Source organism: Pseudoalteromonas umbrosa, from assembly GCF_030125375.1.
Taxonomy (GTDB): Bacteria; Pseudomonadota; Gammaproteobacteria; order Enterobacterales; family Alteromonadaceae; genus Pseudoalteromonas; species Pseudoalteromonas umbrosa.
Genome location: NZ_JASJUU010000002.1, coordinates 64,466 through 90,652 on the forward strand (window position 1 = coordinate 64,466; position 26,187 = coordinate 90,652).

At 40.1% G+C, this 26,187-nt stretch carries 20 protein-coding genes; 11 read left to right on the top strand and 9 right to left on the bottom strand.

Features of this window, described 5'->3' with window-relative positions; all coding sequences use genetic code 11:
- Window positions 1-54 precede the first annotated feature (54 nt).
- From QNM16_RS07490 to sixA, 4 genes are all read right to left on the bottom strand, one after another.
- Window positions 55-708 (bottom strand): HAD family hydrolase, encoded by a 654-nt coding sequence (locus QNM16_RS07490; RefSeq protein ID WP_284019936.1) that lies wholly within the window; start codon window positions 706-708, stop codon window positions 55-57.
- Between the two features lie 23 nt (window positions 709-731).
- Window positions 732-1,031, bottom strand: coding sequence for a hypothetical protein (locus QNM16_RS07495; RefSeq protein WP_063361786.1), 300 nt, complete (start codon window positions 1,029-1,031; stop codon window positions 732-734).
- A 134-nt stretch (window positions 1,032-1,165) separates the two neighbouring features.
- Window positions 1,166-3,484 (bottom strand): TonB-dependent receptor, encoded by a 2,319-nt coding sequence (locus QNM16_RS07500; RefSeq protein WP_284019937.1) that lies wholly within the window; start codon window positions 3,482-3,484, stop codon window positions 1,166-1,168.
- Window positions 3,485-4,148: 664 nt separating this feature from the next.
- On the bottom strand, window positions 4,149-4,616 hold the full coding sequence (sixA, locus tag QNM16_RS07505) for a phosphohistidine phosphatase SixA (RefSeq protein WP_284019938.1): 468 nt from the start codon (window positions 4,614-4,616) through the stop codon (window positions 4,149-4,151).
- A gap of 143 nt (window positions 4,617-4,759) precedes the next feature.
- Here sixA and QNM16_RS07510 point away from each other — a divergent pair, with 143 nt between their 5' ends.
- The 5 genes from QNM16_RS07510 (at window position 4,760) to QNM16_RS07530 (ending at window position 14,086) form a co-directional block, all read left to right on the top strand.
- Window positions 4,760-7,450: an insulinase family protein gene (locus QNM16_RS07510; protein ID WP_284019939.1), complete on the top strand. Its 2,691-nt coding sequence runs from the start codon at window positions 4,760-4,762 to the stop codon at window positions 7,448-7,450.
- Between the two features lie 151 nt (window positions 7,451-7,601).
- Complete coding sequence (locus QNM16_RS07515) at window positions 7,602-9,842, top strand: bifunctional diguanylate cyclase/phosphodiesterase (RefSeq protein WP_284020364.1); 2,241 nt, start codon at window positions 7,602-7,604, stop codon at window positions 9,840-9,842.
- 801 nt (window positions 9,843-10,643) lie between these two features.
- Entirely contained in the window at window positions 10,644-11,042 is a 399-nt protein-coding gene (locus QNM16_RS07520) for an MmcQ/YjbR family DNA-binding protein (protein WP_284019940.1), read from the top strand.
- Window positions 11,043-11,200: 158 nt separating this feature from the next.
- Window positions 11,201-13,024, top strand: a complete 1,824-nt coding sequence (locus QNM16_RS07525; RefSeq protein WP_284019941.1) for a choice-of-anchor I family protein — start codon at window positions 11,201-11,203, stop codon at window positions 13,022-13,024.
- Window positions 13,025-13,093: 69 nt separating this feature from the next.
- Window positions 13,094-14,086, top strand: coding sequence for a 6-phosphofructokinase (locus tag QNM16_RS07530; RefSeq protein ID WP_284019942.1), 993 nt, complete (start codon window positions 13,094-13,096; stop codon window positions 14,084-14,086).
- An 11-nt stretch (window positions 14,087-14,097) separates the two neighbouring features.
- Here the strand turns inward: QNM16_RS07530 and nhaD are convergent, their stop codons facing one another.
- Both nhaD and QNM16_RS07540 read right to left on the bottom strand, forming a co-directional pair.
- A complete protein-coding gene (gene nhaD / locus QNM16_RS07535; protein ID WP_284019943.1) occupies window positions 14,098-15,543 on the bottom strand; it encodes a sodium:proton antiporter NhaD in 1,446 nt (481 codons plus the stop codon).
- A 289-nt stretch (window positions 15,544-15,832) separates the two neighbouring features.
- A complete protein-coding gene (locus tag QNM16_RS07540; protein WP_284019944.1) occupies window positions 15,833-16,762 on the bottom strand; it encodes a DUF368 domain-containing protein in 930 nt (309 codons plus the stop codon).
- A 154-nt stretch (window positions 16,763-16,916) separates the two neighbouring features.
- Between QNM16_RS07540 and QNM16_RS07545 the strand changes: the two genes are divergently transcribed.
- On the top strand, window positions 16,917-17,765 hold the full coding sequence (locus QNM16_RS07545) for a DUF3530 family protein (protein WP_284019945.1): 849 nt from the start codon (window positions 16,917-16,919) through the stop codon (window positions 17,763-17,765).
- 5 nt (window positions 17,766-17,770) lie between these two features.
- On the opposite strand, the gene djlA is transcribed toward QNM16_RS07545, so the two are convergent.
- The 3 genes from djlA to QNM16_RS07560 are packed head-to-tail and all read right to left on the bottom strand — an operon-like array spanning window position 17,771 to window position 20,347.
- Window positions 17,771-18,643 carry a co-chaperone DjlA gene (gene djlA, locus QNM16_RS07550; protein ID WP_284019946.1) on the bottom strand — a complete coding sequence of 291 codons (873 nt, stop codon included), beginning with the start codon at window positions 18,641-18,643 and terminating at the stop codon, window positions 17,771-17,773.
- The gene (murU, locus tag QNM16_RS07555) at window positions 18,633-19,310 is read right to left on the bottom strand and encodes an N-acetylmuramate alpha-1-phosphate uridylyltransferase MurU (RefSeq protein WP_284019947.1); all 678 of its coding nucleotides are present in this window, start codon (window positions 19,308-19,310) and stop codon (window positions 18,633-18,635) included. Before murU ends, djlA begins: the two co-directional genes overlap by 11 nt.
- Window positions 19,307-20,347: an aminoglycoside phosphotransferase family protein gene (locus QNM16_RS07560; RefSeq protein ID WP_284019948.1), complete on the bottom strand. Its 1,041-nt coding sequence runs from the start codon at window positions 20,345-20,347 to the stop codon at window positions 19,307-19,309. Before QNM16_RS07560 ends, murU begins: the two co-directional genes overlap by 4 nt.
- A 96-nt stretch (window positions 20,348-20,443) precedes the next feature.
- Here QNM16_RS07560 and lptD point away from each other — a divergent pair, with 96 nt between their 5' ends.
- Genes lptD through apaG form a run of 5 tightly spaced genes read left to right on the top strand, consistent with a single transcriptional unit; the run spans window position 20,444 to window position 26,186 of the window.
- On the top strand, window positions 20,444-22,699 hold the full coding sequence (gene lptD, locus QNM16_RS07565; protein ID WP_284019949.1) for an LPS assembly protein LptD: 2,256 nt from the start codon (window positions 20,444-20,446) through the stop codon (window positions 22,697-22,699).
- A 14-nt stretch (window positions 22,700-22,713) separates the two neighbouring features.
- Window positions 22,714-24,006: a peptidylprolyl isomerase SurA gene (surA, locus tag QNM16_RS07570; protein WP_284019950.1), complete on the top strand. Its 1,293-nt coding sequence runs from the start codon at window positions 22,714-22,716 to the stop codon at window positions 24,004-24,006.
- An 11-nt stretch (window positions 24,007-24,017) separates the two neighbouring features.
- A complete protein-coding gene (pdxA, locus tag QNM16_RS07575) occupies window positions 24,018-25,010 on the top strand; it encodes a 4-hydroxythreonine-4-phosphate dehydrogenase PdxA (protein WP_284019951.1) in 993 nt (330 codons plus the stop codon).
- A complete protein-coding gene (gene rsmA, locus QNM16_RS07580) occupies window positions 25,007-25,813 on the top strand; it encodes a 16S rRNA (adenine(1518)-N(6)/adenine(1519)-N(6))-dimethyltransferase RsmA (protein ID WP_284019952.1) in 807 nt (268 codons plus the stop codon). The genes pdxA and rsmA overlap by 4 nt, the downstream gene beginning before the upstream one ends.
- Window positions 25,797-26,186: a Co2+/Mg2+ efflux protein ApaG gene (apaG, locus tag QNM16_RS07585; RefSeq protein ID WP_284019953.1), complete on the top strand. Its 390-nt coding sequence runs from the start codon at window positions 25,797-25,799 to the stop codon at window positions 26,184-26,186. Before rsmA ends, apaG begins: the two co-directional genes overlap by 17 nt.
- The last annotated feature ends 1 nt before the right edge of the window (window position 26,187 follow it).

A 26,187-nucleotide genomic window follows, 5' to 3' on the forward strand; every position in this document is an offset into this window, starting at 1 on the left:
GTTTGCGTTTCAATGACTCTTTTTAAAGTAGCACCTTTATCGGACTTGTACAGTTTAACTTGGCTTTACGATTTGCTGCCACATAGCTTCCAAGCTATCACTTCGCCACGCAGCTTTGGTAAAATCTTGCCCTGCTGAGTGTAAGTGAGAGATCACAACCGTTTTCAACCCTGCAGCAGTCGCAGATGCTAGCCCTGTTTGTGAATCTTCTACGGCAATCGCTTCTTGTGCGCTAATATTGAGTTTAGCCATGGCCAAACAATAGGGTTCTGGGTGTGGTTTAGGGTTGGTTACATCATCTTTGCAAACAATATAGTCAAAAAACTCGAGCAGTTGATAATGTGTTAATACGGGAAGCGCTTCTGCTCGTGTACTGCCAGTAACCAAAGCCAATTTATAATGTTGTGCACAAAGAGAAAGCACATCCACTGCATGTGGCATTAGTTTGGGTTTCTCAGTGGCTGCGGTTTCTACAAACTGTGTATTTTTTAACGTTGCTAACTCACCTCCCGAATAAGGAAGGTTGTAACGTTGCTGCAAAATATGGCCGGTTTTAACAGTAGGTACACCAGAGAATTCATCGCAAAACTCAGATTCGCTGATAAAAATATTAAATGGTGAAAGTACTTTACACCAACTGGTGTAATGAAGTGCCTCTGAGTCTACTAAGGTACCATCAAAATCGAATAATATTGCCTGTAAACCCATAAACACTCCTTATCATTTTTTATTTAGCCTTTCAAAGCTGCAGGTGGCTCAGCGTAAGCCTCTTCACCCGTCTCTACTTCAACTAACTCATAACCACGTTGCTTGCGAACAACTTTTAATACTGGTTTTTCAAACGCTGATTTAAGTCTATCAGAATCCGCTTGTAACTCTTCAATCGTGTGACCAAAAGGAGCGGCACCTGTCTCTGACCAATTAGTCACTTTACCATTGATATTGTATTCAACTTCATGAATTTGGTATAGCGGTGATTCACTATCTTTACCTTCACAAAAAATCACGCGATAGTTCCAAAACCCAGACATGTTTAACTCCTCTTACTTAAACTACGATGCGACTGTATCAGCTAATTCCAACAGTTGCATTAAAGAAATAAAAAACCCGTGTTATTTATCCAATAACACGGGTTTGAGATTAACTAATTCATTTCAGTTACAAATTAAAAGAAACGAACCTTGAACTCAGCACCAATAAAGCGCTCTTCATTCAACATACCAGTGTTGTTATTAAAATCTACACCACCGATAACAACTTGCTCATCAAACAAGTTACGTACAAATACAGATGTTTCGTATTCGTTATCACCAGACGCCCATGCGTAACCTGCTCTTACGCCTGTTTCGAATAGTGCTTTACCTTCAAACTCAACTGACTCATACAAGAAAAAGTTGATTTTGCTACGGTAAGAAGTATCAGCGTATACGAAGAAATCGCCGCCTTCTAACTCTTTAGTGTAGCGAAGCGTTGCATTTGCAATCCACTCAGGTGCGTGAGGTAGGCTGTTACCATCCAAAATTGCTCGTGCTTCAGGTCCATTAGGGCCTTCAACCATATAAGTAGGATCTGTCACTGTACATTGATTACATACCGCAACCGCTAAGTTTGCATCATCTAATTCAGTGTTGTTGTAGCTCAAATTAAACGTCGCGTTTAATTCATCTGTAAGTACCCACTCAGTATCCAACTCAAAACCATAACCGGTTGTTTTGTCAGCATTGATTAGGCGGTTAAAGTTAGAACCACCACCTACAGCTGTCAGCTGCTGATCATCCATTTGGTAATAGAACACAGTCGCATTCACACGACCTTGACCATCAAGTACATCTGATTTAACACCGAACTCAATTGAGTTTGTAGTTTCAGACTCAGCGACAGTCACTTCATCACCAAATACAATGCGACCTTGAACACTTGGCGCACGGAAACCATTTGCTAAACGACCGAATAAGTTAATATCATCCGTCAGCTTATATGTTGCACTTAAATCCCAACTCACATGGCTGTCACTAGGATTTGCACTGCCTTCTAGGAAGTCAGGAGAACCATTCCAAGGTGTTGGGTTATCTGTTCTTTTCGCATAGAACTCTTTTTCATCATCAGAGTAGCGAAGACCAAGAGTCACATCTAATTTTTCAGATAATGTGTAATCAAAAGAACCGAATACAGCCCAAGCTGAAGTGTCTTGATTCTGGATAGCATAGCCATTTTGTAAACCATATTGGCCCGCTGCTGTATCAAATACGCCAGTGTCAAAGCTGAAGCTTTCGATGGTCATTTCTTCTTCAAATAAGAACACACCTACTTGGTAATTAAAATCACCTGAGTAGTTACTTGAAAGACGTAATTCTTGTGTATATTGATCATGCTCTGGAAGTGCATCTGCTGTTTCAGATGAGAAAGGAATTTTACCCGGTCCCATTGCTGGAGCAAATGCATTACCATATGCACCATCAATGTCCGCGCGCGAGTATATCTCAGCACTTTCCCAAGCTGTGATTGACGTAACTGTGTGCTCTGCAAGATCCCACTCGAGCTTTAAGCTTAAACCCTGAGTTTCAACTTCTTGTACAGCGCGAGACGCTGCATCATGATAAACAACATCATTATCATAAATAGGGTTAATGTTGTTCGAACCTTTCTCGATTAGATTTGCACGGAAAGGAATTGGACGACCGTCAAGGTCACGAACGTGATAGTTTAACAAACCTGTAAAGTCATCACCTTCGTATAAGAATTGAATACGTGCTGCTTTCTCGCTGTAACCGCCTAATGAGTCATCTTTAGCAAACTGATTTGTTACACCTTCAGGAGAGCGGACATCAATGTAGTCTGGTTGCTCTTGCCATAATACAGATACACGTGTGGAAATTTTGTCAGTTAGACCTGTACCTACAGCACCTTCAAAGTCAACAGACTCGCGGCTACCGTATGCAACTGAAGCGTAGCCATCAAATTCTTGGCTTGGCTTTACAGAGTCAAATTTAACTAGGCCAGCCGGCGTGTTACGACCAAATAAAGTGCCCTGTGGTCCACGTAGTACTTCAATACGCTCAATATCGAAAACAGGGAAACCTTTTAAGATAGGGTTTTCTTGAACAACTTCGTCAACCACTAAAGAAACCGGTTGAGATGCATTCAAATCGAAGTCTGTGTTACCAAGACCGCGAACATAAAAGCGCGGGAATGTGCGTCCAAACGAAGATTCAACCGATAGGCTCGGGATCTTAGCGTTCATAAAGCGGATATCCATACCAGCAGAACTATAGGCGTCTAAATTATCACCTTGTAAGGCAGACACTGAAACTGGCACTTCTTGTGCATTTTCAACACGCTTACGCGCAGTAATTTGAATCACTTCCAGTTGATTGCTGTTCGCTTGCTCTTCTTCAGCTAGCGTAGTGAATGAAGTACCTGCCACAGCAGAGAACAACGTTGCATTGATTAAAGTTGCTAACGTAGATCTTTTCATTGCTTTCATGTTGGTTTTTGACCTTATTAATGCACTCTTTGAGTTCAACGGTATATTTGGGCGCCGTATCACATTGGCTATGGCGTTCAATTTTGCGCGTTGATGACAAACAACGCGGACCTCGATCTCGAGAGTGCAAAACGGTTAAACGAGGCTGAACGCAACGGGCGTAATTATAGCAGCATATTTTTAAAATGCTTCTAATAAACACATAAATTACACACATTTTTACAACGTTCGACGACGTTAGGTAAAACTTTACAACTTTTAGCTACAAAAAGCGGACATTTGTCCTTATAAACTCATCAATACTATGTTCAAGAAAATATTTTTTACCCAATTAATATACATAAAATCAATATTTCGTTGATGACGCAAAGTTCGCAAAAAAATTAACTTTGCTAAAAGAAACGAAATAAATAATAAGTTACACAGATTACCATCGCCCAAATGGTAACCGGTGTCATGAAAGCGTGACAATAATAGCTAACTGCTCAAATAGATAAGAGGACATTAGACCTCATTAAGCAGATAACGACAGATATGAGCTTTGAACGCGATATTTAGGAAAGGTTCCACAACAAGGCTAAAATAAATTAAACCCTTTCAATCAGAGAAAAGCTAAATTATGGAGGAAATGATTACTCTGCCTCAAATACGAGTTTGCCTGACATTAAATGCGAGGAGCTTGCAGGCCTTTGTAATTTGATTTATGTGTTGTTGGACAATATTCAATGACTGCAACGCCAGCAGTTGGAAATATAGGCATTTCCCCCGGTACTAGCTGATCGATCATATAACTTACTATCGGCATATGAGCTATCACTAACCACGTGTCTATTTCGTCATGCATACTAATGAGCGTTTCTAAATAATCGATGGCAAAGGAAGCACTTCCGCTAGGAATAATGTCGGAACATATTTCTTGATAAGAAAACTCATTATTTTGCTTTACAGCATCTGCGGTTTGTTGTGCACGCAAATATGGACTGACAAGCAATGCACTAGGTTTATGGGTGATAGATAACCACTGCCCCATATCTAATGCCTCTATTTGACCGCGTTCAGTCAATAAACGCGTGGCATCATTTGCCTGCATTGGACCGGCTTCACCATGACGCATTATCAATATTGTTTTCATAGCTCTCCGAAAAGTATTGGTTTTTTATCTCTATTCAGTAGTAAACCTAGCTGTATGTCCGCTATATTAAAACAAATTACTTAAAACTAGTAAGCGGTTTACTGCTTTTAGACTGTCTCACTTATTATATCGGCGGCGTTAACTTGAAATTAAGCAACAATGATAATAAACAATATAAGCACATTACACTGGACAATGGTCTTAAGGTCTTACTTATATCAGACACTAGCAGTGAAAAGTCCGCAGTCTCTTTAACAATAAATGTCGGTCACTTTGACGACCCTGTTGGGCGCCAAGGCATGGCTCACTTCATTGAGCATATGCTGTTTTTGGGTACAGAGCAATACCCAATCAAAGGAGAATTTGCTCAAATTGTCAGTCAACATGGTGGAAATAGCAATGCATGGACTGGTACAGAGCATACCTGTTACTTTTTTGATTGTTTAGCTGATAAACTTGATATGTTAATCCCGCGGTTTGCTGATTTTTTTATAGCACCAAGCTTTGAACAAAGCGCACTACTTGATGAGCGAAATGCGATTGATGCTGAATTTAACCTTAAAGTAAAAGACGATAACCGCCGCATTATTCAGGCGCATAAAGAAACAGCCAACCCTGCTCATCCATTCACCAAATTCTCCGTCGGTAACCATGATACTTTGGGTGATAAACACGGTGACATTCGAAATGAAGTAATTCAATTTTTCAAACAACATTACCAAGCACAGTGGATGACACTCGTTGTTGCTGGGCCGCAACCAACAAACGAGCTTGAACAACAGATACATGAAAACTTTGCCGCTATTAATGGTGACGCCAATTTACCAAAACCAGAGATTGAAGTGCCCTTTTATCGACCACAAGATCTTGGGTTAAAACTGCATATAAAACCAAGAAAGCATTTACAAAAATTGATCGTCAGCTTTGCTATGCCAAATATAGAGGAGTTATACCGATATAAAAGCCTCAGCTTCCTTGCGCATTTATTAGGGTATGAGGGTGAAGGGTCGCTTTACGCAATCCTGAAAAAAAATGGCTGGATTAACGCCCTTTCTGCTGGGGGTGGTGTAAATGGAAGTAATTTTAAAGATTTCAACATCAGCTTTGCACTTACAGATTTAGGTATTGAATTTTACGAAGACATCGTTGAAATGTTATTTGAATATATCAGTCTCATAAACGCAAAGCATCACACGCTGCCAGCACTTTATGCCGATAAAAAACGACTAATGGAATTGGCTTTTGACAACCAAGAAGTCAATAAGCTTATAGACTGGGTCAGTAATGTCAGCGTAAACATGCACCACTATAGTGAAGAGTATACCCTCTATGGTGACTATTGCATGGAGCACTTTAACCAGACCCTACATGCAGAATTAATGAGCTATTTAGCACCTAACAATATGCGTCTTGTGCTTATTCACCCAACCGCAACAGATGAAGCTGATGCAATAAACAAAACTGCACAATGGTATAATACTCCGTATCAAGTCGTAAAAATAAATCAGCAATGGTTAGATGCACTTGCGCGAATAAATGAACCTTTGACAGAAATGCGACTTCCAAATGTAAACCCCTACCTTAGTGAAGAAAATACGCTATTTGATATCGAGTCTACAACACATGCTCCAACTCGACTGCAAGAGCGACCTGGTTTCGCTTTTTGGTTTAAACAGGACGCAACATTTAGGGTAACCAAGGGGCACTTTTATCTAGAAATAGATTCTGAAGCCTCTATCTTAGATCATACCTCAATGGCGCTAACAAGGTTATTTGCAGATTTATTTATGGATAGTGTTGCCGAGCAATTTTATTCTGCAGAGCTAGCGGGGTTAAGTTACCACTTAACATCACATCAAGGAGGGCTTACACTTCACACAGCTGGGCTCTCAGCGTCCCAACTCAAACTTGTTTCTCAACTTGTTGAAGCACTACAAAAACAACCAATAAGCGCTGCAAGGTTTGCTGAGTATAAAAAGCAGCTGATCCGACACTGGCAAAACCACAACAAAAACAAGCCAGTGAGTGAGCTATTCAGTATATTAGGTGCAAAGCTCATGCCTTGGAATCCAACTCCAAACGAGTTAGCGATCGCACTAAAAAATGTATGCTTCAACGAATTTAATGCATTTAGAGATTCATTTTTCACCTCTATTCATGCTAAAGCATTTTTACATGGTAATTGGCAGGCCCAACATGCATATGCAACTGAACAGCAGTTACTCTGTAGCTTTGCGAAAAGCGAAATATTAGAAGATCTAAAGAAGCCACTTAAAACAATTAAACAACGGCACGTTGAACACCTTGAAAATTCGCACAATGAGCATGCCTTTGTGCATTATATTCAAGCACCCACCTCTAATGTCCAAGATAAAATTAAGATAATGGCTTTCAACCAGCTGGTTAGTCAGCATTATTTTGAAAAGCTTAGAACAGAACAACAACTAGGCTATCTTGTAGGCGCTGGCTACGCACCTTTTAACACTCGAGCCGGTATCGCTTTTTACGTTCAATCTCCCAATTACCATAGCGAAGATTTAATCAAATACCATCAGCTATTTTTAGAAGAATTCGTTGCCAATATAGACACATTAGATGGCGCACACTGGTTAGATGTCAAATCTAGCCTTAAGTCACAAATAGCAGAGAAAGATAAAAATTTGCGTTTACGTTCACAACGTTTTTGGGTAGCAATCGGGAACGATGATCATACATTTTCAATGCAAGCTAAATTATTGGAAGCGCTCAACAAGCTGACATTTAAAGAATTGAAGTGCTTTATTTATCAAATCACTAAAAGAGAGTTTCCAAGTATTACGTTAACCATTAACTAGCTTTGAGTTGGTACTGAAGAATGCAAATATCACAGTGATCAGCCATAAATTGACCATCCACCGCGAGTCTTTCCATATTTCATCAATTATGCTTTGACTCAGGCTGGCTGTTTCGATTAGATTAACGGTGAATGTATTAATCTTGTACACTATGGTATATAAAAACAATATAAGAATTTTATTGGCTCTTATTTATATTTTTGCTTTGAGTACCCCCGTACACGCATCTGCACTTTTAGAGCCCCTTTTAAACACTCCTCTATCTTTTTTGGTGGTGGCTGCTGTCTGTTTAGCTCCGTTTTTCATAACACTTTTGCTAAACCGAAGCGCGATGCGCAAACTAGACAACCTTCGTATGTCTGAAAAATGGCTAAAAAGTACCGTCGAAGGTAGTGGTGATACCCTGTGGGATTGGAACATTCAATCCGGCGACATTATCCGTATTAATGATAAATACGCATTAAACGAAGAAAAAAGTAATCACTTTATTCCTAATGCTAAACGAATACATCCACAAGATATTCCACTCGTTGAAAAACAACTAAAACTGCATTTTGCAGAAAAAACAGCCTTCTTTGAGGCTTCTTATCGTTTAAGGGACAACCTAAATCAATACCATTGGGTACTAGATAAAGGAAAAGTGATTAGTAAAGACGATAATCTGAACCCACTGAGAATGACTGGAACAGTAAGGGATATAAACCACCTCAAAAGTACTGAGGAAAGGCTTAATTTATTTGCAAAATGTGTAGAGTCCCTAACAGATGCCATTGCTATTTATGATCACAACTTCAAACTAGTCGATCTTAACCCGAGCTATCTGAGGGTTTTTGGCGGAAAAAGGACACAATATATCGATTCAGAGTTTCAACTTCCGGGGTATGATAGTCGTTTTATTAGGCAAATAAAGTCTGCTTTAAAGGAAACGGAGCACTGGCAAGAAGAGCTCAAAATTTATGATCACAAAGGCAGTATGTTACCTATTGAAGTGACCATTGATGAGATTAAGAACAGTCATGGACACGTAACTAATTATGTAGTTGTCTTCTCAGACCTAACTGAAAGAAAAAAAGCAGAGTCGCAACTTCATAACCTTTCAAATAGAGATAGGATAACCGGACTACCTAATCGAAATTTATTTTTTACCAATTTAAAGAAGCTCTCTCAGCAAGGCACCCATCATGCGCTTCTGGTTTTTGATCTAGACAACTTTAAAAAAATAAACGACTCGCTAGGCCACCAGTTAGGTGATAGCTTGCTTTCAAAACTTTCCATGAGATTGATAAAGCTCTGTCGACAGCAAGATACTTTTTATCGTTTAGGCGGTGATGAGTTTGCACTAGTTATGTCTGGCACAAACGATATCCATACAATTACAAAAGTTGCTAAGCAATTTCTCGCAGCCATCGCAACTCCTTTTAAAATGGCCAACCATGAACTAGTAATTACTTCATCAGTCGGTATTGTACTCTTTCCGGAAGATGGTAAAACGCCTGAAATTCTTTTGAAGAACGCAGATACAGCTATGTATCACGCAAAGCAAAAAGGTAATCATTATTTATTTTTTAACGACTCGATGAATGAACAGGCCGTCAAGCGTTTGCAAATTGAGAACTTGATGCGCTTTGGTTTAAAAGAAGACCATTTTATAGTTTATTATCAGCCCAAAATGGATATAAGAACCGGAAAGCTTGTCGGGATGGAGGCACTTGTCCGTTTTATCACGCCAAAGAAAGGAATTATTAGTCCAGGTGTATTCATACCGATCGCAGAAGAAACGGGACAAATTATTGAAATTGGCGAAGTGGTGTTAGATAAAGCATGTAAGGATGTAAAACATTGGGTCGACAAAGGACTTTTCAATGGTCGAGTCGCTGTGAACTTATCTGCAAAACAATTCAGCTTACCTGATTTAACAGCCCGTATTGATATTATCTTGCAAAAAAATCAACTTCCTTCATATTTTCTTGAGCTTGAAATTACTGAAGGCACGGTTATGGACGATCCCCAAGAAGCAATTTCAATTATGAGGTCGCTAAGTTCACGAGGTATACACCTTGCAATGGATGACTTCGGAACAGGGTATTCCTCATTAGCCTATTTAAAACAATTTCCACTTAATACACTAAAAGTTGATAAGGCATTTATCGATGATATGGGCAGTGAACGTGGGAGAAATATGGTGGACTCAATCGTTACTATTGCACACAATTTAGATTTACATGTCGTCGCCGAAGGAGTCGAAGAAGAAGATCAACTTACCCTCTTAAAACAACTAGAGTGTCAAACAATTCAAGGTTACTATTATTCTAAACCCCTTTCTAAAGAAGAGTTTGAGCGTTTCTTGCAATCAGAGAACAAAGTAAAACCAAGCTTACAACTCGTTAATTAATACTAAACCTTTTTAAACCATTCAATTCTCTGCTGTTTCAACCTTATCCCGATTACTCGCTATCAAAAATATATGTGCCATTATTATGTCACAAAAAAAGTATAAAAATCACTCAAACCCAGCATTTTACGGATAAAAACCAATCAAAAACATAAAATTGTTGCAAAATATTGCATTATTTAATTTAATACCAGCCTTGAAGAAACAAGTTATCACCAAATATTTAGTGCTAAAACTGGGATAGCATGACTTAAAAAATGAAAAACTCTTTAATAAACAGCTTATTATTGGAGTTAATTCATTAATTACCGCTTTATTGCATTATAAAAAAATGCGATTAGATACTTTTTTGCTGCAAACGGCGGTAATAATAGTGAAACGAATTCACTACTCTGCTCATGTAATCCCAAGTTTGGTAAATCGTAATAGTGTATTTACGAATACTAGACTAAAGTTAGTATTAAGTAGTTCAGGTAGTACTTGTTAGATCAATTGGTCATGGTGTAGTTTGCAGCTACCTAAAAGTTGAGCATTTAATGCCTACTTGAGATGATTTAATGATGAGAAAAGGCTATTAGACATATTTTTCGAACTTATCTTTTCTAATTTAATAAATTTCAATGGATTGTGAATTTGATTTATGTAATTAGATGGATAGTACTCGGGCTAGATTTGTCAACTATGTTTGTTATTTCATGACATTTTGCATAAGAAGTCTTACTCATTACAGAATTTTCTCAATAGCTGCTAAAATTAGCCCCATGTTGTTTTAATTAATATAGTTTTTCAAGGACACGGGCTATGGATCAGAAGAGTGTACATAATTATTTACAGGCTAAGCCTGGGACCTTTATTACCAAGCCATTTGCACAAGAAGTAGATGTGTATAAAGTGCAACACAAAATGTTTGCAACACTTTATGAAGGTAAAGAGGGTCAAACTAACGAAAATGGTGAGCCAGTTTGGTGGCTAAACTTAAAGTGCGATCCTGATGAAGCTTTGTTACTGCGTGACAAATATTCGTCAGTTGTACCTGGGTACCATATGAACAAACGCCTTTGGAATACCATCGTGCTTGACGGCAGCATTCCAGAAGACGAGTTAAAAAAGTTAATTGATGACTCATACAACATTGTTGTAGACAATCTACCTACAGCACAACGTGAAGAGTTGAACCGTATCACCGCCGGTGGTAATTAATTGGCCTCCCTCGCACTGAGTGCGAGGGCCATTTAATCTTAATTTACTTTCCATTCAAGTATGTATTTTTTGTGTAAACACCCGCCTGTCACTTATCTGTAAATTATTTGTGCTTAATTATGTTCCTAAATTCAATAATATTTTAGGAATAGATAAAAATGAAGCAACTTGCACTTCCATTACTCATTTCAGCTCTACTTGCAGGCTGTACCTTTGATGGTGAAGATGGCAGACATGGCGTCGATGGCAAAGATGGAAGCAATGGTCAGATTGGAGAAACTGGTAGCACTGGTGACAAAGGAGATAAAGGGGACTCTGGTACAGATGGTGCATCAGGCTTAGACTCATTCCAGCAGCTTACACCTAAACTTGTTGGCCGAGCAGTGCTCAACGCTGAAAGCCCTGAAGGTGCCGCAGAAATAGTTGCGTATCACGCTCAAAGCCTGAGAGTCTTCGCTCTCAATAGCTCTACCTCACCAGCTACAATTGAGATAATCGATATCGCAAACATGGACCCACAAACACTGACAAAAGATTCAGCTGGTGTGGTAACCAATACAAACTTACAAAGCAGCGCACGTATCAACTTAAGTGAATTTGAAACTGGCGATGCCAACAGTCTAGCTATCCATAATAATTTACTCGCTGTCGCAGTAGCCAAAGATATCGGTCAATCAGGTAAAATCGTTTTTTTCGATATAGCTGACAAACCTAAGTTTATAAAGTCAGTGACGGTTGGGGATCTACCAGATATGGTTACATTTAGTCCTGATGGTCAAAAAGTCGTGGTCGCAAATGAGGGTGAGCCCAAAGGGGATTATAGTATCGACCCAGAAGGTAGTATCGCTATCATTGACATCAATAGCGGTGAAGTATCTGATACTGCAAATATTTTAAACTTCAATCAATTTGATAGCCAGTTAACAGCACTAAAAACACAAGGCGTTATATTTGCAAATCCAACTGGACGCACAATAAAAGGTAATGCCATCAATACGAGTGTATCAATGGACCTGGAGCCTGAATACGTCACAATCAGTAAAGATAGCCGTTATGCCTATATTTCACTGCAAGAAAATAATGCTATCGCCAAAGTTGACCTAGTTGATAATAGCTTATCGATACACGGTCTTGGATTTAAAGACTGGGGGAAATCGACGCTTGATGCATCAGATAAAGATAACGCCATTAACTTTGCCGCTTACCCAGGGTTATATGGCATGTATCAACCCGACACGATTGCAGCCTATCAGTGGCAAGGTGCAAACTTCATCATTTCTGCTAACGAAGGCGATGGTAGGGAGTACTTTTTTGAGTCTCCTGACGAGGCAAGTTGCTTAGCGGATGGTGGACTGAAGTTCGACAATGATGATGGCTGTCTTGCATATACCGATGAAATCAGAGCAGAGGACCTAGCACTTCACACTAACTTCGATTACTTAAACAATGACGATCAAGATATCGGCAGACTAAAAGTAACTACCGTATTGGGAGATTCAGACAACGACAACCAATATGAAGCACTTTACACCTATGGAGCTCGCTCATTTTCAATTTGGGATCATCATGGCCACAGAGTATATGACTCTGGCGATGACATTGGGAAAATCACAGCAGCCATTCATGGCGATGCGTTTAATAATGATGAGGATGAAAATAAAGGAGATACGCGCTCAGATGCTAAAGGGGCTGAACCGGAAGCACTTACAATCGGCCAAATCAATGAGCGTACCTATGCATTTATTGGTTTAGAAAGGATGGGTGGTATCTTAGTCTACGACGTCAGCAATCCATTCAATGTCATCATGAACACCTATATGATTAACAGGGGCCTAGAAGCTGGCGCGCAAATAAGTGGAGACCTCGCCCCAGAAGGAATGGTATTCATTGATCAAGAACAAAGCCCAACGGGGGAAGCTTTGCTAATTGTAGGTAATGAGATTTCAGGAAGTGTGTCAATTTGGTCGTTATCCAGCCAATAAACAATTTTGACATTTAAGCATCGCTGTCTAGGCTAAAATTTGCATGCTCCTTTTTTATTGAGGAAATTAATGAAACGCATAGCAATTATTACCAGTGGCGGCGATGCACCTGGCATGAATGCAGCAATTCGCGCTATTGTATTGTCATGTCATGAGCAACATATCGAATGTCTTGGTTTCTATCATGGCTATAATGGCCTTATAAATGATGAATTCATTTTTTTAACACCCGAGCTAGTTTCTCCCATTATCCAGCGTGGTGGCACCATTTTAAAAAGTGCTCGCTGTAAAGAGATGCATCAGGATGAAGGGGTAAAACAAGTTGCCAATACACTCACAAAACATCAGATTGATGCACTCATCGTCATCGGCGGCGATGGTTCGTTTAGAGGCATGATGGCATTACAGAGCGACTGGTCTGGCAACCTTATTGGTGTACCTGCGACCATAGATAATGATATCGCTTGCACAGACAAAACTATTGGTTTTGCCAGTGCAGTTAATACAGCAACACAAGCCATAGATAATATTCGTGACACAGCCAATGCATTTGAACGGGTTTTTATTGTCGAAGTAATGGGTCGTCGAAGTGGCCATATTGCATTTAATGTTGGCCTTGCAGCTGGTGCTGAAGCAATTCTTTCATTTGAAAACTGCAATCTTAATAGTTTAGAGCAAGCTAAATCTCACCTGATTACTCAGATACAATCGCAACTATTAGAGCAGCATACAGGCTTTGTGATTGTCTTAGCTGAAAACCTTTGGCCAAAAGGGCCCCATGGACTGCAACAAACCTTAAAAGACACAGCAGGCATTGAAAGCGCTGTATGTGTATTGGGTTATATACAGCGCGGCGGAAGCCCCTGCCCTGAGGATCGGATCTTAGCAACAGAGCTAGGTATTGAAGCTGTTAGCGCAGCCAAAAATAGTACAGGAATGATGGTAGGTAAAGTCAATGGTCAAATTTCGCGGCACTGTATTATCAGAGCAACAGAACAAAACAAGCCAGTAGACCAAGCTTTGCACTCGGCCTACCACCATATGTCTAAACTAAACAACTAAATAGACATAAACTAGCCATAAATAGCGAATAAGTCAGCATTTAACCAAAGATGTACTGCAATACTCGCCGCATAACCTAGCGCGATGACTGGAGTCCATTTTAAGTGGCCAAAGAAAGTGTAATTACCTCTTGCTTGGCCCATTAAGGCAACTCCAGCTGCGGATCCAATAGAAAGTAAACTCCCTCCTACACCAGCGGTCAAAGTGATCAATAGCCATTGTCCATGCGACATTTCGGGTTGCATTGACAATACAGCGAACATAACAGGAATATTATCAATGACTGCTGAAATAACGCCCAAAAATATATTAGCTCCAGTTGTAGACCAACCACCGTACAAAACATGAGACATCAGATTGAGATACCCTAAAAAGCCGAGTCCCCCCACACACATAACGATGCCATAAAAAAACAATAAGGTGTCCCACTCTGCTCTTGATACTTTACTAAAGACATCAAAAGGCACAACACTACCTAGCTTTTTCAAACGCTCTTTGTCACCTTCACGCTCTGCCATTGCCATTTTACGAGCCAGTGATCCCGGCAATGTTACTCTCAAAAAATAACCAAAAAATTGCAGATACCCCAACCCCATCATCATGCCAAGCACTGGAGGTAAATGCAGTAAACTATGACACATTACCGCCGTAGCAACAGTGAGTAAGAAGAGTGTAAGAATACGCAGCGCACCACGTTTAAGTTCGACACTTTCACAACTTGCAGTAGGCTTCTTGTCAGCAACAAAAAAGCTCATAATTGCAGCTGGCACCACATAGTTAGCTATTGATGGAACGAGTAAGACAAAAAACTCATTAAACTTCACCATCCCTGCTTGCCATACCATTAACGTAGTGATATCCCCAAATGGGCTAAACGCACCACCTGCATTTGCAGCGACAACAATGTTTATACAGCTCAAATTAATGAACTTTTTATCGCCCTCAGCAACTTTCATCACCACAGCACACATAAGCAGTGCTGTCGTTAAGTTATCTGCAATCGGAGAGATAAAAAATGATAGAAATCCTGTCAACCAAAATAGCGTCTTATAATTAAACTCTTTTCTCACCATCCAAGCACGAAGAGCATCAAACAACCTACGCTCTTCAAGCGCATTGATATAGGTCATCGCAACCAGTAAGAAAAGCATCAGCTCTGCAAACTCGAGTAAATTATGACGAAATGCATGCTCGGTCGCATCCGGCATACCTTGCTCAATATAAAATGCACCTATTAAAATCCAAATTAGACCGGCAGCAACTAAAACCGGCTTAGATTTGCGCATATGTAGCTTTTCTTCAAGCATCACCAATGTGTATGCAACCACAAAAATAGCGATACATACGAACCCAAGTGTATTGGCAGTTAAGTCGAGTTGAGCGGTAGAAGCAAACGCTGGAAAGTTGATCCCCAGCAAACAGAACAATAGCAGGCAACTGATCCCTACAAGTTTCATTTCAAGGTGTTTCCTTGTTAAGTGAGTACATCTTCGCCAGAAAGTAACACACTTTTTACACTTGCGACATTGTACTCTAGTCTAATTTTACAGCTAGTTTACGAAAATACAGGTTAAAGCATGGTGTTTTATCTTATATTTCATGATAAGACACAAATGTGATTATATTGTTACCTTACGTTTTATTGCATGCTGCAGAATAAGTATCAAAGGAGAAAACAAAGGGGTTGTGGAAAGTAGCACGTTACACTTGGGCATGATGCGCAACGTGCTGATGACTGAGTTAGCTCTAATCCTGATGGCTAAGTTTATCTAGAGCAAGTATTAAACAAAGCCCAAATACAGCGAGTGCGATACAAATACCTAATTGCGCGTCTTGGCCAGTCAACTGAGAGAACTCAATAGGCGAGATATTTTTTTGCATCAATGGTTTCTCTACTCCACTTGAATTAACATAAGTAGAAACCACTTTTTTCCATGGCCAAAGCATATTAAGTGAGCCAATTAAAAAGCCTGCCAGTAATGCAAAAGTTACCTGTTCAAACCTTGCTAATAGCCAAGATAAGAATCTTGAAAACACCATTAGGCCACATACACATCCCAGCAAAAACAAACCAACGAGCATAAACTCGCGTTCATTGACCGCAGTTAATACATGCCCGTACATACCCAGTAGTAACAAAATAAAGCTACCTGAAATACCAGGTAGTATCATAGCGCAAATAGCGATGCTTCCCGCAGCAAAATAGAACCATGGCTGTGCTTGTGCTTCTGCAGGACTTAGCGATGTTATCATTACCGCAATGATCACACCCAGTGAGCAACTGATAATATGCTGTAACTGCCAACGTTTAACTTGCTTAGCGATATAAACAAATGAAGCAATGATCAATCCAAAAAAGAACGACCAAACAAAAGTTTGGTGATGCTCTAATAAATAAGCAATGATTTTTGATAAAGCTAAGGCACTTGTAAATAGCCCACCGAATACCGCAAGCAGAAAGTTACCATCGATATGTGACCATGCTTCCTTAATTTGGCCCTTTAAAACCATTTTGAATACTGTAACATCCACGCTTTTAATGGCTGCTAATAGGCGAGCATATATGCCTGTAATAAACGCCACTGTCCCACCAGATACACCGGGGACAAGGTCGGCAGCCCCCATGCCTGCTCCTTTAAAAAACAACCAAATGTAATCGCGCTTACTGTCTGCCATATTTAGACGTCCTCTTATTTCCATTACTGCATATTTGTCTATTGTATCAAATTCCCAAATTAAAATACTAAAGCTCAATGGCTTTTAGTCGATACTTAAACTAATCATTAGATATTTATTCGCTTGCACCATGAGAAGACAGACTAGGTTATGTTTGACACTTTACTTTAGTGTCATGTTTGCATTTAACAGTTTCAGTGAAGCTGCTGAACATATTGCACCTCAACCCAAAGCAGAGATGATTGAATCAGATTTGGGCTACTGGTTATCTAATGACTCGTTTATAACTATCAAAGATGACGAACGAGAGATCCCTGTTTTGTTTTCTGAGTATATGAGTGGCAGTAAGCGCGGTATCATCGTTATGCTCCCAGGTATTGAGCAATCCCCGCTGCAAGGCAATGGATTGAGCTATTTAAGAGAAGCGCTCAATGATGATGGTTATGACACATATGTCATCCCTTCTCCGGATCTGAATATTAATGCAAATATGATACAAGATGGCATCATCGATACCGAGCAGAGACAATCAAAATCAAGTCAGCAAAATGTGATTTCATTTGTAAGTGAATCGGCGCTCAATGACTATAAGACAGAGTTGGTAGCGCGCTTCGATGCGCTTTACAAGACATTAGCACTTCGAGAAGGTGAACATATTGCGGTCTTAGCCTTTGGTAACAGTGCAGGCCTTTTTGCAGAGTACCTAGCAACTTTGCCACAGATCCGAGTCGATGCTTTGATTGCCGTCAGTGCTCAATTGGCACATCCCAATAGAAACAAACATCTTGCAGCCAGCCTCTCTTTAGTAAGCCCTGCATTATTGGACGTGTTTTATTCTTATGATAACCCTGCGGTGCTACATTCAGTGAAAGATAGACGCCGCTGGGCAAAAAGAAACAGCAAATACGATTACCGTCAAAGGCAATTGTTTGGTCAAAATACACAAACAAACCAACATTACAGATTGCAAAAGGAATTAGCAGGCTTCTTACGACAATTATAACAAGACTACTTTTTTAATGCCTCATAAGCAGCCTGTATACTTTGTGATTTTGCTTTTGCAACTTCCATCATATGTTCTGGCAAGCCTTGAGAAACTAACTTGTCGGGGTGGTGCTGTGCCATCAACTTTCGATATGCACGTTTTATCTCTTTCTCGCTAGCTCCTTGTTCTAGTCCAAGCACAGCCAACGCGTGAATTCGAGAAACCTCAGGCTCAGGAGCAACTTTATTTTGGTAAGACTGTTTATATCCCCTATTCTCCGATTGATTTGACTGACGGTTACTCTGTTGCGACTGCCATTGAGCTCGCTGTTGACGAAATTTAAACTCTGCCTGATAACGTTTTAAGACAAAGTTAAAATGCTTCCCACCAATACCTAAGTATTTACTGACTAACTTTAAAAGCTCCAACTCTTTTGCTGACAGATGACCATCAGAAAAAGCCATTTGTATTTGAATCTCTAAGAACAATTGCAATAAATCGTATCGTCTAGCAAAAGCTTCTTTGAAATCATGTACTGACTCCTTAATAGAAAAATCGGCCTGCTTACCTGCATTAAAAGCACTTTGTGCTTCCCTTCTATCATCACCATGCAAAGCCATTTCATCCATAAATGCGGATGCAGCTTGGATATGTACTTCACTCACTCTACCGTTTGATTTCGCAATATGTCCCATCACGGCAAAACAGCTAGAAAAAAACAGCGCTTGACGTTCATTTAGGTCATCACCACTAAAGAAACCTTGAAAACCGCCAGCTTTGTCGAAGTCTTGTTTTAAGCTTTTATCAAACAAATGACCCAAGTAACAGCCTAAAATCGCACCTAACCATTTACCAAATAAGAAGCCAAACCCAGCACCAAGCAACTTACCCCACATTACACGACTCCATCTTAATGTTAATTTCACTAAGTCGCTCTGGCGTGCCTATATCATGCCACTGACCCAAAAACAGCTCACTAGATAACATATGCTCATCTATCGCTGCTCGTAACATCGGGCCAAGCGGCTTTTTTGAAATCATCACATCTTTGAAAAAGTCTTTGTGGTATAGACCAATACCAGAAAAAGTATAGGTCTGCTCATTGAGTGGTTGGTGCGTCAAACGAAAATCGCCATCAGGATGATGTACTGGGTTTTCTACCAGTACAATATGTGCTTCGCCGGACTTCAGTTGTAATTGTGTCAAAGCATGTACATCATAGTCAGTAAATATATCACCATTAATAACCACAAAAACATCATCATCTTCACACAATTTAGATAGCGCCATTGCAATACCACCAGCCGTTTCAAGACCGCCTTCAGGTTCATGACTATACTCAATCTGCATACCTAAATGACTACCATCGCCAAAATGCTGTGCGATTTTTTCTCCTTGCCAAGCTAAATTGATGACGATCTGGTCAATACCAGCACGCTTTAATCGCTCAAGGTGGTAGGCGATCAAAGGTTTGCCTGCCACCGCTAACATAGGTTTAGGCATTTCTGCGGTCAATGGCATCATACGCTGGCCTCGTCCAGCAGCTAGGATCATTGCTTTCATAAAGACTCTGCTAGTTTATCTTGTACCATAGGCATTATCTCGGATTGAAGCCAAGTTGCAAGCCATTGATAATCAGTATATGCATTGGCTGCCTCTACGATATAATCGAGGGTAGGTAAAATATTTGGCAAGTATCCTGGCTTACCATCACGTAGATATAATCGAACAAAAATACCCGCAGCCTTTAAGTGCCTTTGAAGTCCAGTAAGATTAAAATAATCGATATATTGATCATAATTAATGCCTTCAAGGAGCCCATTATCCGACAATTGCTGATAACTTATTTTTTTTAATCTTTCCAATTCATCTGCTGGTAACTTTACATAACAGTCTTTGAGCAGAGATACTGCGTCATAGCATATAGGGCCCACGACCGCATCTTGATAATCAATTAAGCGCCCCTTTTCCTGTTGAAACATGACATTTCTACTGTGGAAATCGCGATGCATAACAACTTGTGGTTGAGTCAACATACAGCCCGCTAGACTCTGCGTTAAATGCTGCCACCTAGCCACCTCTTCTTCATCAAAAGAATAATCCAGCCATTTCTCTAATAACCAAGATCTAAAAATATCCATTTCTTGTAAGATAAATGCCAAATCATATTCTCTCATCCATTCAGAAGCAGGCAATTTGGCTATCTTAGGCAACCAAGATAATAGTGTGAGGTAATGCGCTTCTCTATGCTCCGATTCAACTAGATCAGCAAGGTGAGTTGCTCCCAGGTCTTCAAGCAAAACAAACCCTAGTTCGTTATCAAAAGCGAGCACTTCAGGTACTAAAAGACCCCCTTCAGAGAACACGTCATTTAAATGCACAAATTCAGAGATCGTGCCTTTTTCAGGTGGAACATCCATCAAAATAAATTTAGCGTGAGCTGCTTGGACACGGAAGTACAGTCTAAAGCTCGCATCACCTGTGATGGCGGTAATATCAAACCCACCAGCCCCCTCTAATAGCCGTGTAATTTGAGTTTCAATAAACTGTTGTCTGTGATGTTCTCTTTTTAATCTGCCCGAAGGAGTAAAACTTGCCATATTTTCACCAATTACTGATCTTAATTACTGTATTTAACACTGTTTTCATTTATCATGTCTGGCTGAATCGTGGTGCAAGGTAGACAAGGTCGATAAATGAGCAAAAATTGGGGCATTTTAGTCCTACCCCTTATAAGTACACAGGTCTTAGCTAATTCGAACACTGTTGGCGGACTCTGTAAAGACTATTTGCAACCTAAAGACTGGCAACCTCTGCCAGGCATAGTGCCTGACACCATCGATATTCAAGCAAATAAAGTTGAACTGCAGGGCACAGACAGTGCTGAGTTTTCCGGTGATGTCGCGGTCAACACAAACACAATGACCGTCACAGCAAAAAGTGCATTGATCGACAAACGCGAAGGTCTGCTCAACGCATCAGGACCATTGTTATTTCAAGATGACTATACAATGGTCAATAGCACTGGTATGTACGCAGATCTCAACAGAAGTGAATTTAGTTTGCTTGGCGCACAATACCAGTTGACCCAGCAGCAGGGTAAAGGGAAAGCCGAGAAATTGCGCGCAACTAACACTCAAGTTGATTTATTCAACTCAAGCTTTACGACGTGTCCAGGCCAGTCACCATTTTGGCAAATTGAAGCAAGTACAATCACACTCAACAAAGAAAAAGGATGGGGGGAAACGTATAACACCGTATTAAAAATACTAAACACCCCTGTTGTTTATGTCCCCTATTTTACATTTCCCATCGATGATAAAAGAAAGTCAGGGCTCTTAACGCCAACTTTATCAAGCTCAAATCGCTATGGCGTAGAGATAGTCACCCCTTATTATTTTAATTTGGCAGAGAACTTTGATGCGCTACTCACACCAAGGTACATGTCAAATAAAGGGTTGCAGTTACAAGCAGAATTTAGATATTTGACCGAGCAACATAGTGGTACGATCGCAACAGAAATACTCAGCAATGATAAATCAGAACCAAATCTAGATGAGCGGTATTTAGTACATTGGCAACAAAAAAGTTATTTTAATGATTTCTGGCGTGCCAATATTGATGTAACTAATGTCAGCGATGATAATTACTTAACAGACCTTGGTTCTAGCTACGCAAATCAAACAGACACACAATTAGCCAGAAAAGGGCAATTGAGTTATCTTGGTGAAGATTGGCTTGTCGATCTTCAACTACAAAACTTTGAAGTATTGGGTAATCATGCTGAGTCCTATTCTGCATTTCCTGAGATCACGATTAAAAACCGTACCCCTGAAGAATATCTTGGTCTAGATTGGCAGTTTACAGGACAAATGAGTCACTTTAAAAATAGTGATGCAACAATTACCGATGCAACACGTGTGCACCTAGAGCCAAGTGTGACTTACAACCTCAGTGACTATGCATGGTCATTCGATTCAAAATTGGCGTTATTACATACTCATTATGAGCAAAACGGCCACTTTAATGAAAGTGAATATAAAGATTCAACATCTCGTACATTGCCTCAGGTCAGGCTCCATGGCCAACTAAATTTAGAGCGCAGTATGCACTTCCTGTTAGAAGATGGTACACAAACATTAGAACCACAGATCCAATACTTATACACACCTAAGAAAGATCAAAGCAAAATCGGCTCTTATGATACCGTCAAAATGCAAGATGATTTTTTTGGTTTATTTAGAGAAAGGCGTTTTTCTGGTGTAGATTACATTTCTGAAGCGAATCAAGTTACATTAGGTGCTACCACTCGATTATTAGACGATAAAAATATTGAACGTTTTAGCTTAAGTGTCGGCCAGATAATTTACTTAAGTGATTCTGTAAAACCAACTGAAAATAAACTTAATAGCCGTTTTGGCGATAACAATTATAATGCATTATTCGCGGCAGAAACGAAAATACACTGGCACCCAAGGTGGTATTTCTCTGGAGGAATACAGTATGACGCCGATGAAAAAGATTTGATCCGCTCACATATGACAATTGATTATCGTGGTAATAATAAAAAGCTGGTACAGTTGAACCATCACTACGTTAACAATGTCTCAGGTAATGAGATTGATCAGGTCGGTATATTTACCAGTTTGCCAATTGATGATAACTGGCAAGTTGTCGCAAGCTATCATCGTGACTTAACAAGTAAACGAAGCGTAGAAGTATTTGCAGGTCTACAGTATGAATCTTGCTGTTGGGCTATTCAAATTACAGGAAACAGAACGATTGAAACTGATTTGAATCAATCCACTAATTTTCAAGACCCCATTTTCGACTCCAGCATAAACTTTAATTTTGTGCTCAAAGGGTTGGGAAGTAAGTCGAGATACGATGCGAGCCATTTACTGAAACAAGGTATCTTCGGTTATCGTAGACCCTATTTTTTAAATAATTAACAACAAAGACTCTTATGAATTTCAAAAAGCTGTTACTCATTCCCGTATTAAGTGTTGCGCTATGTCAGCCAGCACTTGCCGAGCGTATACAAATTGACAAAGTCGTCGCTACAGTCAATGACGGTGTTGTACTTCAAAGCGAAGTGGATCAAGTTGTAAACCGAGTCAAAGAGCAAGCAAGTCAGCAAGGCACTGAATTACCATCAGATAAAGTTTTGCGTATTCAAGCAACTGATAAGCTCATTGATGAAACCCTTATTTTGCAACTTGCAAATCGCATGGGCTTGATCATTTCTGATGCACACTTGGATCAAACTTTATCTAATATTGCCAAAGAACAAGGCGGCACTATCCGCGATCTGCGTCGTTCAGTAGAATCAGCGGGAGAAAGCTTCCAAGCTTATCGAGAAGAGATAAGAAAAGAAATCACAATAAGCCAAGTTAAACGCAGTGCAGTTGATAGAAGAGTGTATATTAGCCCACAAGAGATTGATAATTTAAATAAAATCTTAGAGCAACAAAGCGGCCAAACTGAAGAGTATAATATCGGTCACATTCTCATTAAGGTCGATGGTAAAGCAAACCCTGAAGAAATAGAAGATGCTAGAAAGCGCGCCGATAACGTCATTAAATTCTTAAATGAAGGTAAAGAATTTAAACGTATCGCAATCGCTTCATCGGGTGGTGCAAATGCATTAGATGGTGGTCAACTAGGTTGGATGGGCATAAATGAAATGCCAACCTTATTTGCTGAGGCCATCAAAGGCAAGAAAAAGGATGAACTAATAGGCCCTCTTCGCTCTGGTGCTGGTTTCCACATTGTAAAGGTGCAAGATGTACGTGGTCGAGAAGTTGTAGAGACGGTTGAAGTACGTTCTCGACATATCTTATTAAAGCCATCAATCATTTTAAGTGAAGAGAAAGCACGCGACATGCTTGCTGGTTTTGTAGCAGATTTAAGAGCTGGTAAAGCTGATTTTGCGGAACTTGCGAAAGAGCACTCAGAAGATCCTGGTTCTGCATTAAAAGGCGGTGAATACGATTGGACAGATCCATCAACTTACGTACCTGCTTTCAGAGACACTCTACTAGGCCTTGAGCAAAATGAGATAAGTGAGCCATTTCGCAGTACATTTGGCTGGCATATTGTAGAACTTCTAGACAAACGAGTAGCTGATAAAACTGAGCAAGCGAAAATGAATCGTGCTCACCAGCTATTATTCAGAAGAAAATTCAAAGAAGAAAGCTTCAAATGGATGAGAGAAATGCGAGAGCAAGCTCACGTTGAAGTTCTTGATAGCAAATAAGAAGAGCACATATGAGCTTGAGAATAGCAATTACACCTGGTGAGCCAGCTGGAATTGGCCCTGACTTGGTGATCAAATTAGCGCAACAAAGCTGGCCAGCCCAGCTTGTTGCAGTTGTTGATAGAACTATATTAGAACAAAGAGCTGGTGAACTTGGTTTAGATATTGAGTTGCTTGCATTTGATCCTCAAGAACCAGTCAAGCCTGCTGCAGCAAAGCAGCTGTATTATCTTCAAGTAGATAAAGGTTGCGATGTCATACCAGGGCAACTAGATGAACAAAATGGACAGTATGTTTTAGATACTCTGCGTATCGCCTCAGAAAAGAATATGGATGGTACCTTTGACGCTGTTGTAACAGGTCCTGTCCATAAAGGCATCATTAATCGAGCAGGTATCTCGTTTAGTGGCCATACAGAATATTTTGCTCACCAGTCAAATACCCCTGATGTTGTCATGATGCTCGCAACAACGGGGTTGCGAGTAGCACTAGCTACCACACACATCCCTTTGGCCTATGTTTCAAAAGCTATTACACAAGAACGTCTAACTAAAGTTGCTAATATCTTGTACCATGACTTGCAAACGAAGTTTGGTGTGCAAGACCCCCGAATACTTGTATGTGGATTAAACCCACACGCAGGAGAAGGCGGGCATTTAGGTAATGAAGAAATCGATACCATATCACCAGTACTTGAAAGACTTAATAACGAAGGCAAAAACTTCATTGGTCCACTTCCAGCTGACACGCTATTTCAAGCAAAGTATCTTGATAATGCAGATGCTGTACTGGCGATGTATCACGATCAAGGATTACCTGTGTTAAAATATAAAGGATTTGGTAACTCAGTTAATATTACTTTAGGTTTGCCTTTTATCAGAACTTCAGTTGATCATGGCACAGCCCTTGACCTAGCAGCATCCGGAGATGTTGAGGTTGGTAGTTTTGAACTGGCAATTCACGAAGCAATTAAGCTTGCAAGCAAGAAAATACAGAATTCATGACAGATAAAGTACATTTAGGGCACCGCGCCCGTAAAAGATTCGGCCAAAACTTTTTAAATGATGACAATATCATCGATAAGATAGTCACGGCTATAGATCCAACACCAGATGATAACTTAGTTGAGATTGGCCCAGGTCTTGGCGCAATCACCGAGCCAGTTGTTGAGCTCAGCGGTAAGTTGACAGTTGTTGAGCTAGATAGAGATCTTGCAGAGCGTCTAATTGCTCACCCAACTATGGGTAGTAAACTCAATGTTCATCAAGGCGATGCAATGAAGTTTGACTTTTCAAGTCTCGTCAGTGAAACAGCAAAATTAAAGATATTTGGTAACTTACCATATAACGTTTCCACACCTCTATTATTCCACCTTTTTGAGTTTGCAGACCATGTCGAACACATGCACTTTATGCTGCAAAAAGAGGTTGTGAATAGAATGGTCGCAGGACCAGGCTCAAAAGCTTATGGTCGATTAAGTGTGATGACACAATATTACTGCCATGCTATGCCAGTCATTGAAGTGCCACCGACATGCTTCAAGCCTGCGCCAAAAGTGGACTCTGCAGTGGTTAGACTGATCCCTAAAGAAGCTTCTCAACGCAGTGCAAAAAGCACCAAAATACTCAATACCGTTTGTCTTGAGGCATTTAACCAAAGACGTAAGACTCTGCGAAATAGTCTTTCAAATTTACTAACAGTAGAAGAAATTACTCAGCTAGGGATAGACCCGTCACTTCGAGCGGAAAATATCTCTCTTTCTCAATTTATCGAAATTGCAAACTGGATCTATGACAATAAACAGTGAAATAGGTACACCTATAAAAGTCTCTGTTGAGACATTTTATGTAGAAGCTCAGTCTCAGCCAGAAAAAGACAAGTACGTTTTTGCTTATACCATCACCATTAAAAACCATAGTCTCTGTAGCGCAAAGCTTGAAAGTCGCTATTGGCTAATCACTGATGCAAATGGCAAAGAGACAGAGGTTGAAGGAGAAGGTGTTGTTGGTGAGCAACCTACTATTCGCCCAGGAGAAAGCTACCAATATACCAGTGGTGCCGTTTTAGATACTCCCGTAGGTACCATGGAGGGCTACTACTTAATGCGCAATGAATTCGGCTCTGAATTCAAAGCCCCAATTAAAGTATTTAGACTTAACCGTCCAGATATATTGCACTGAC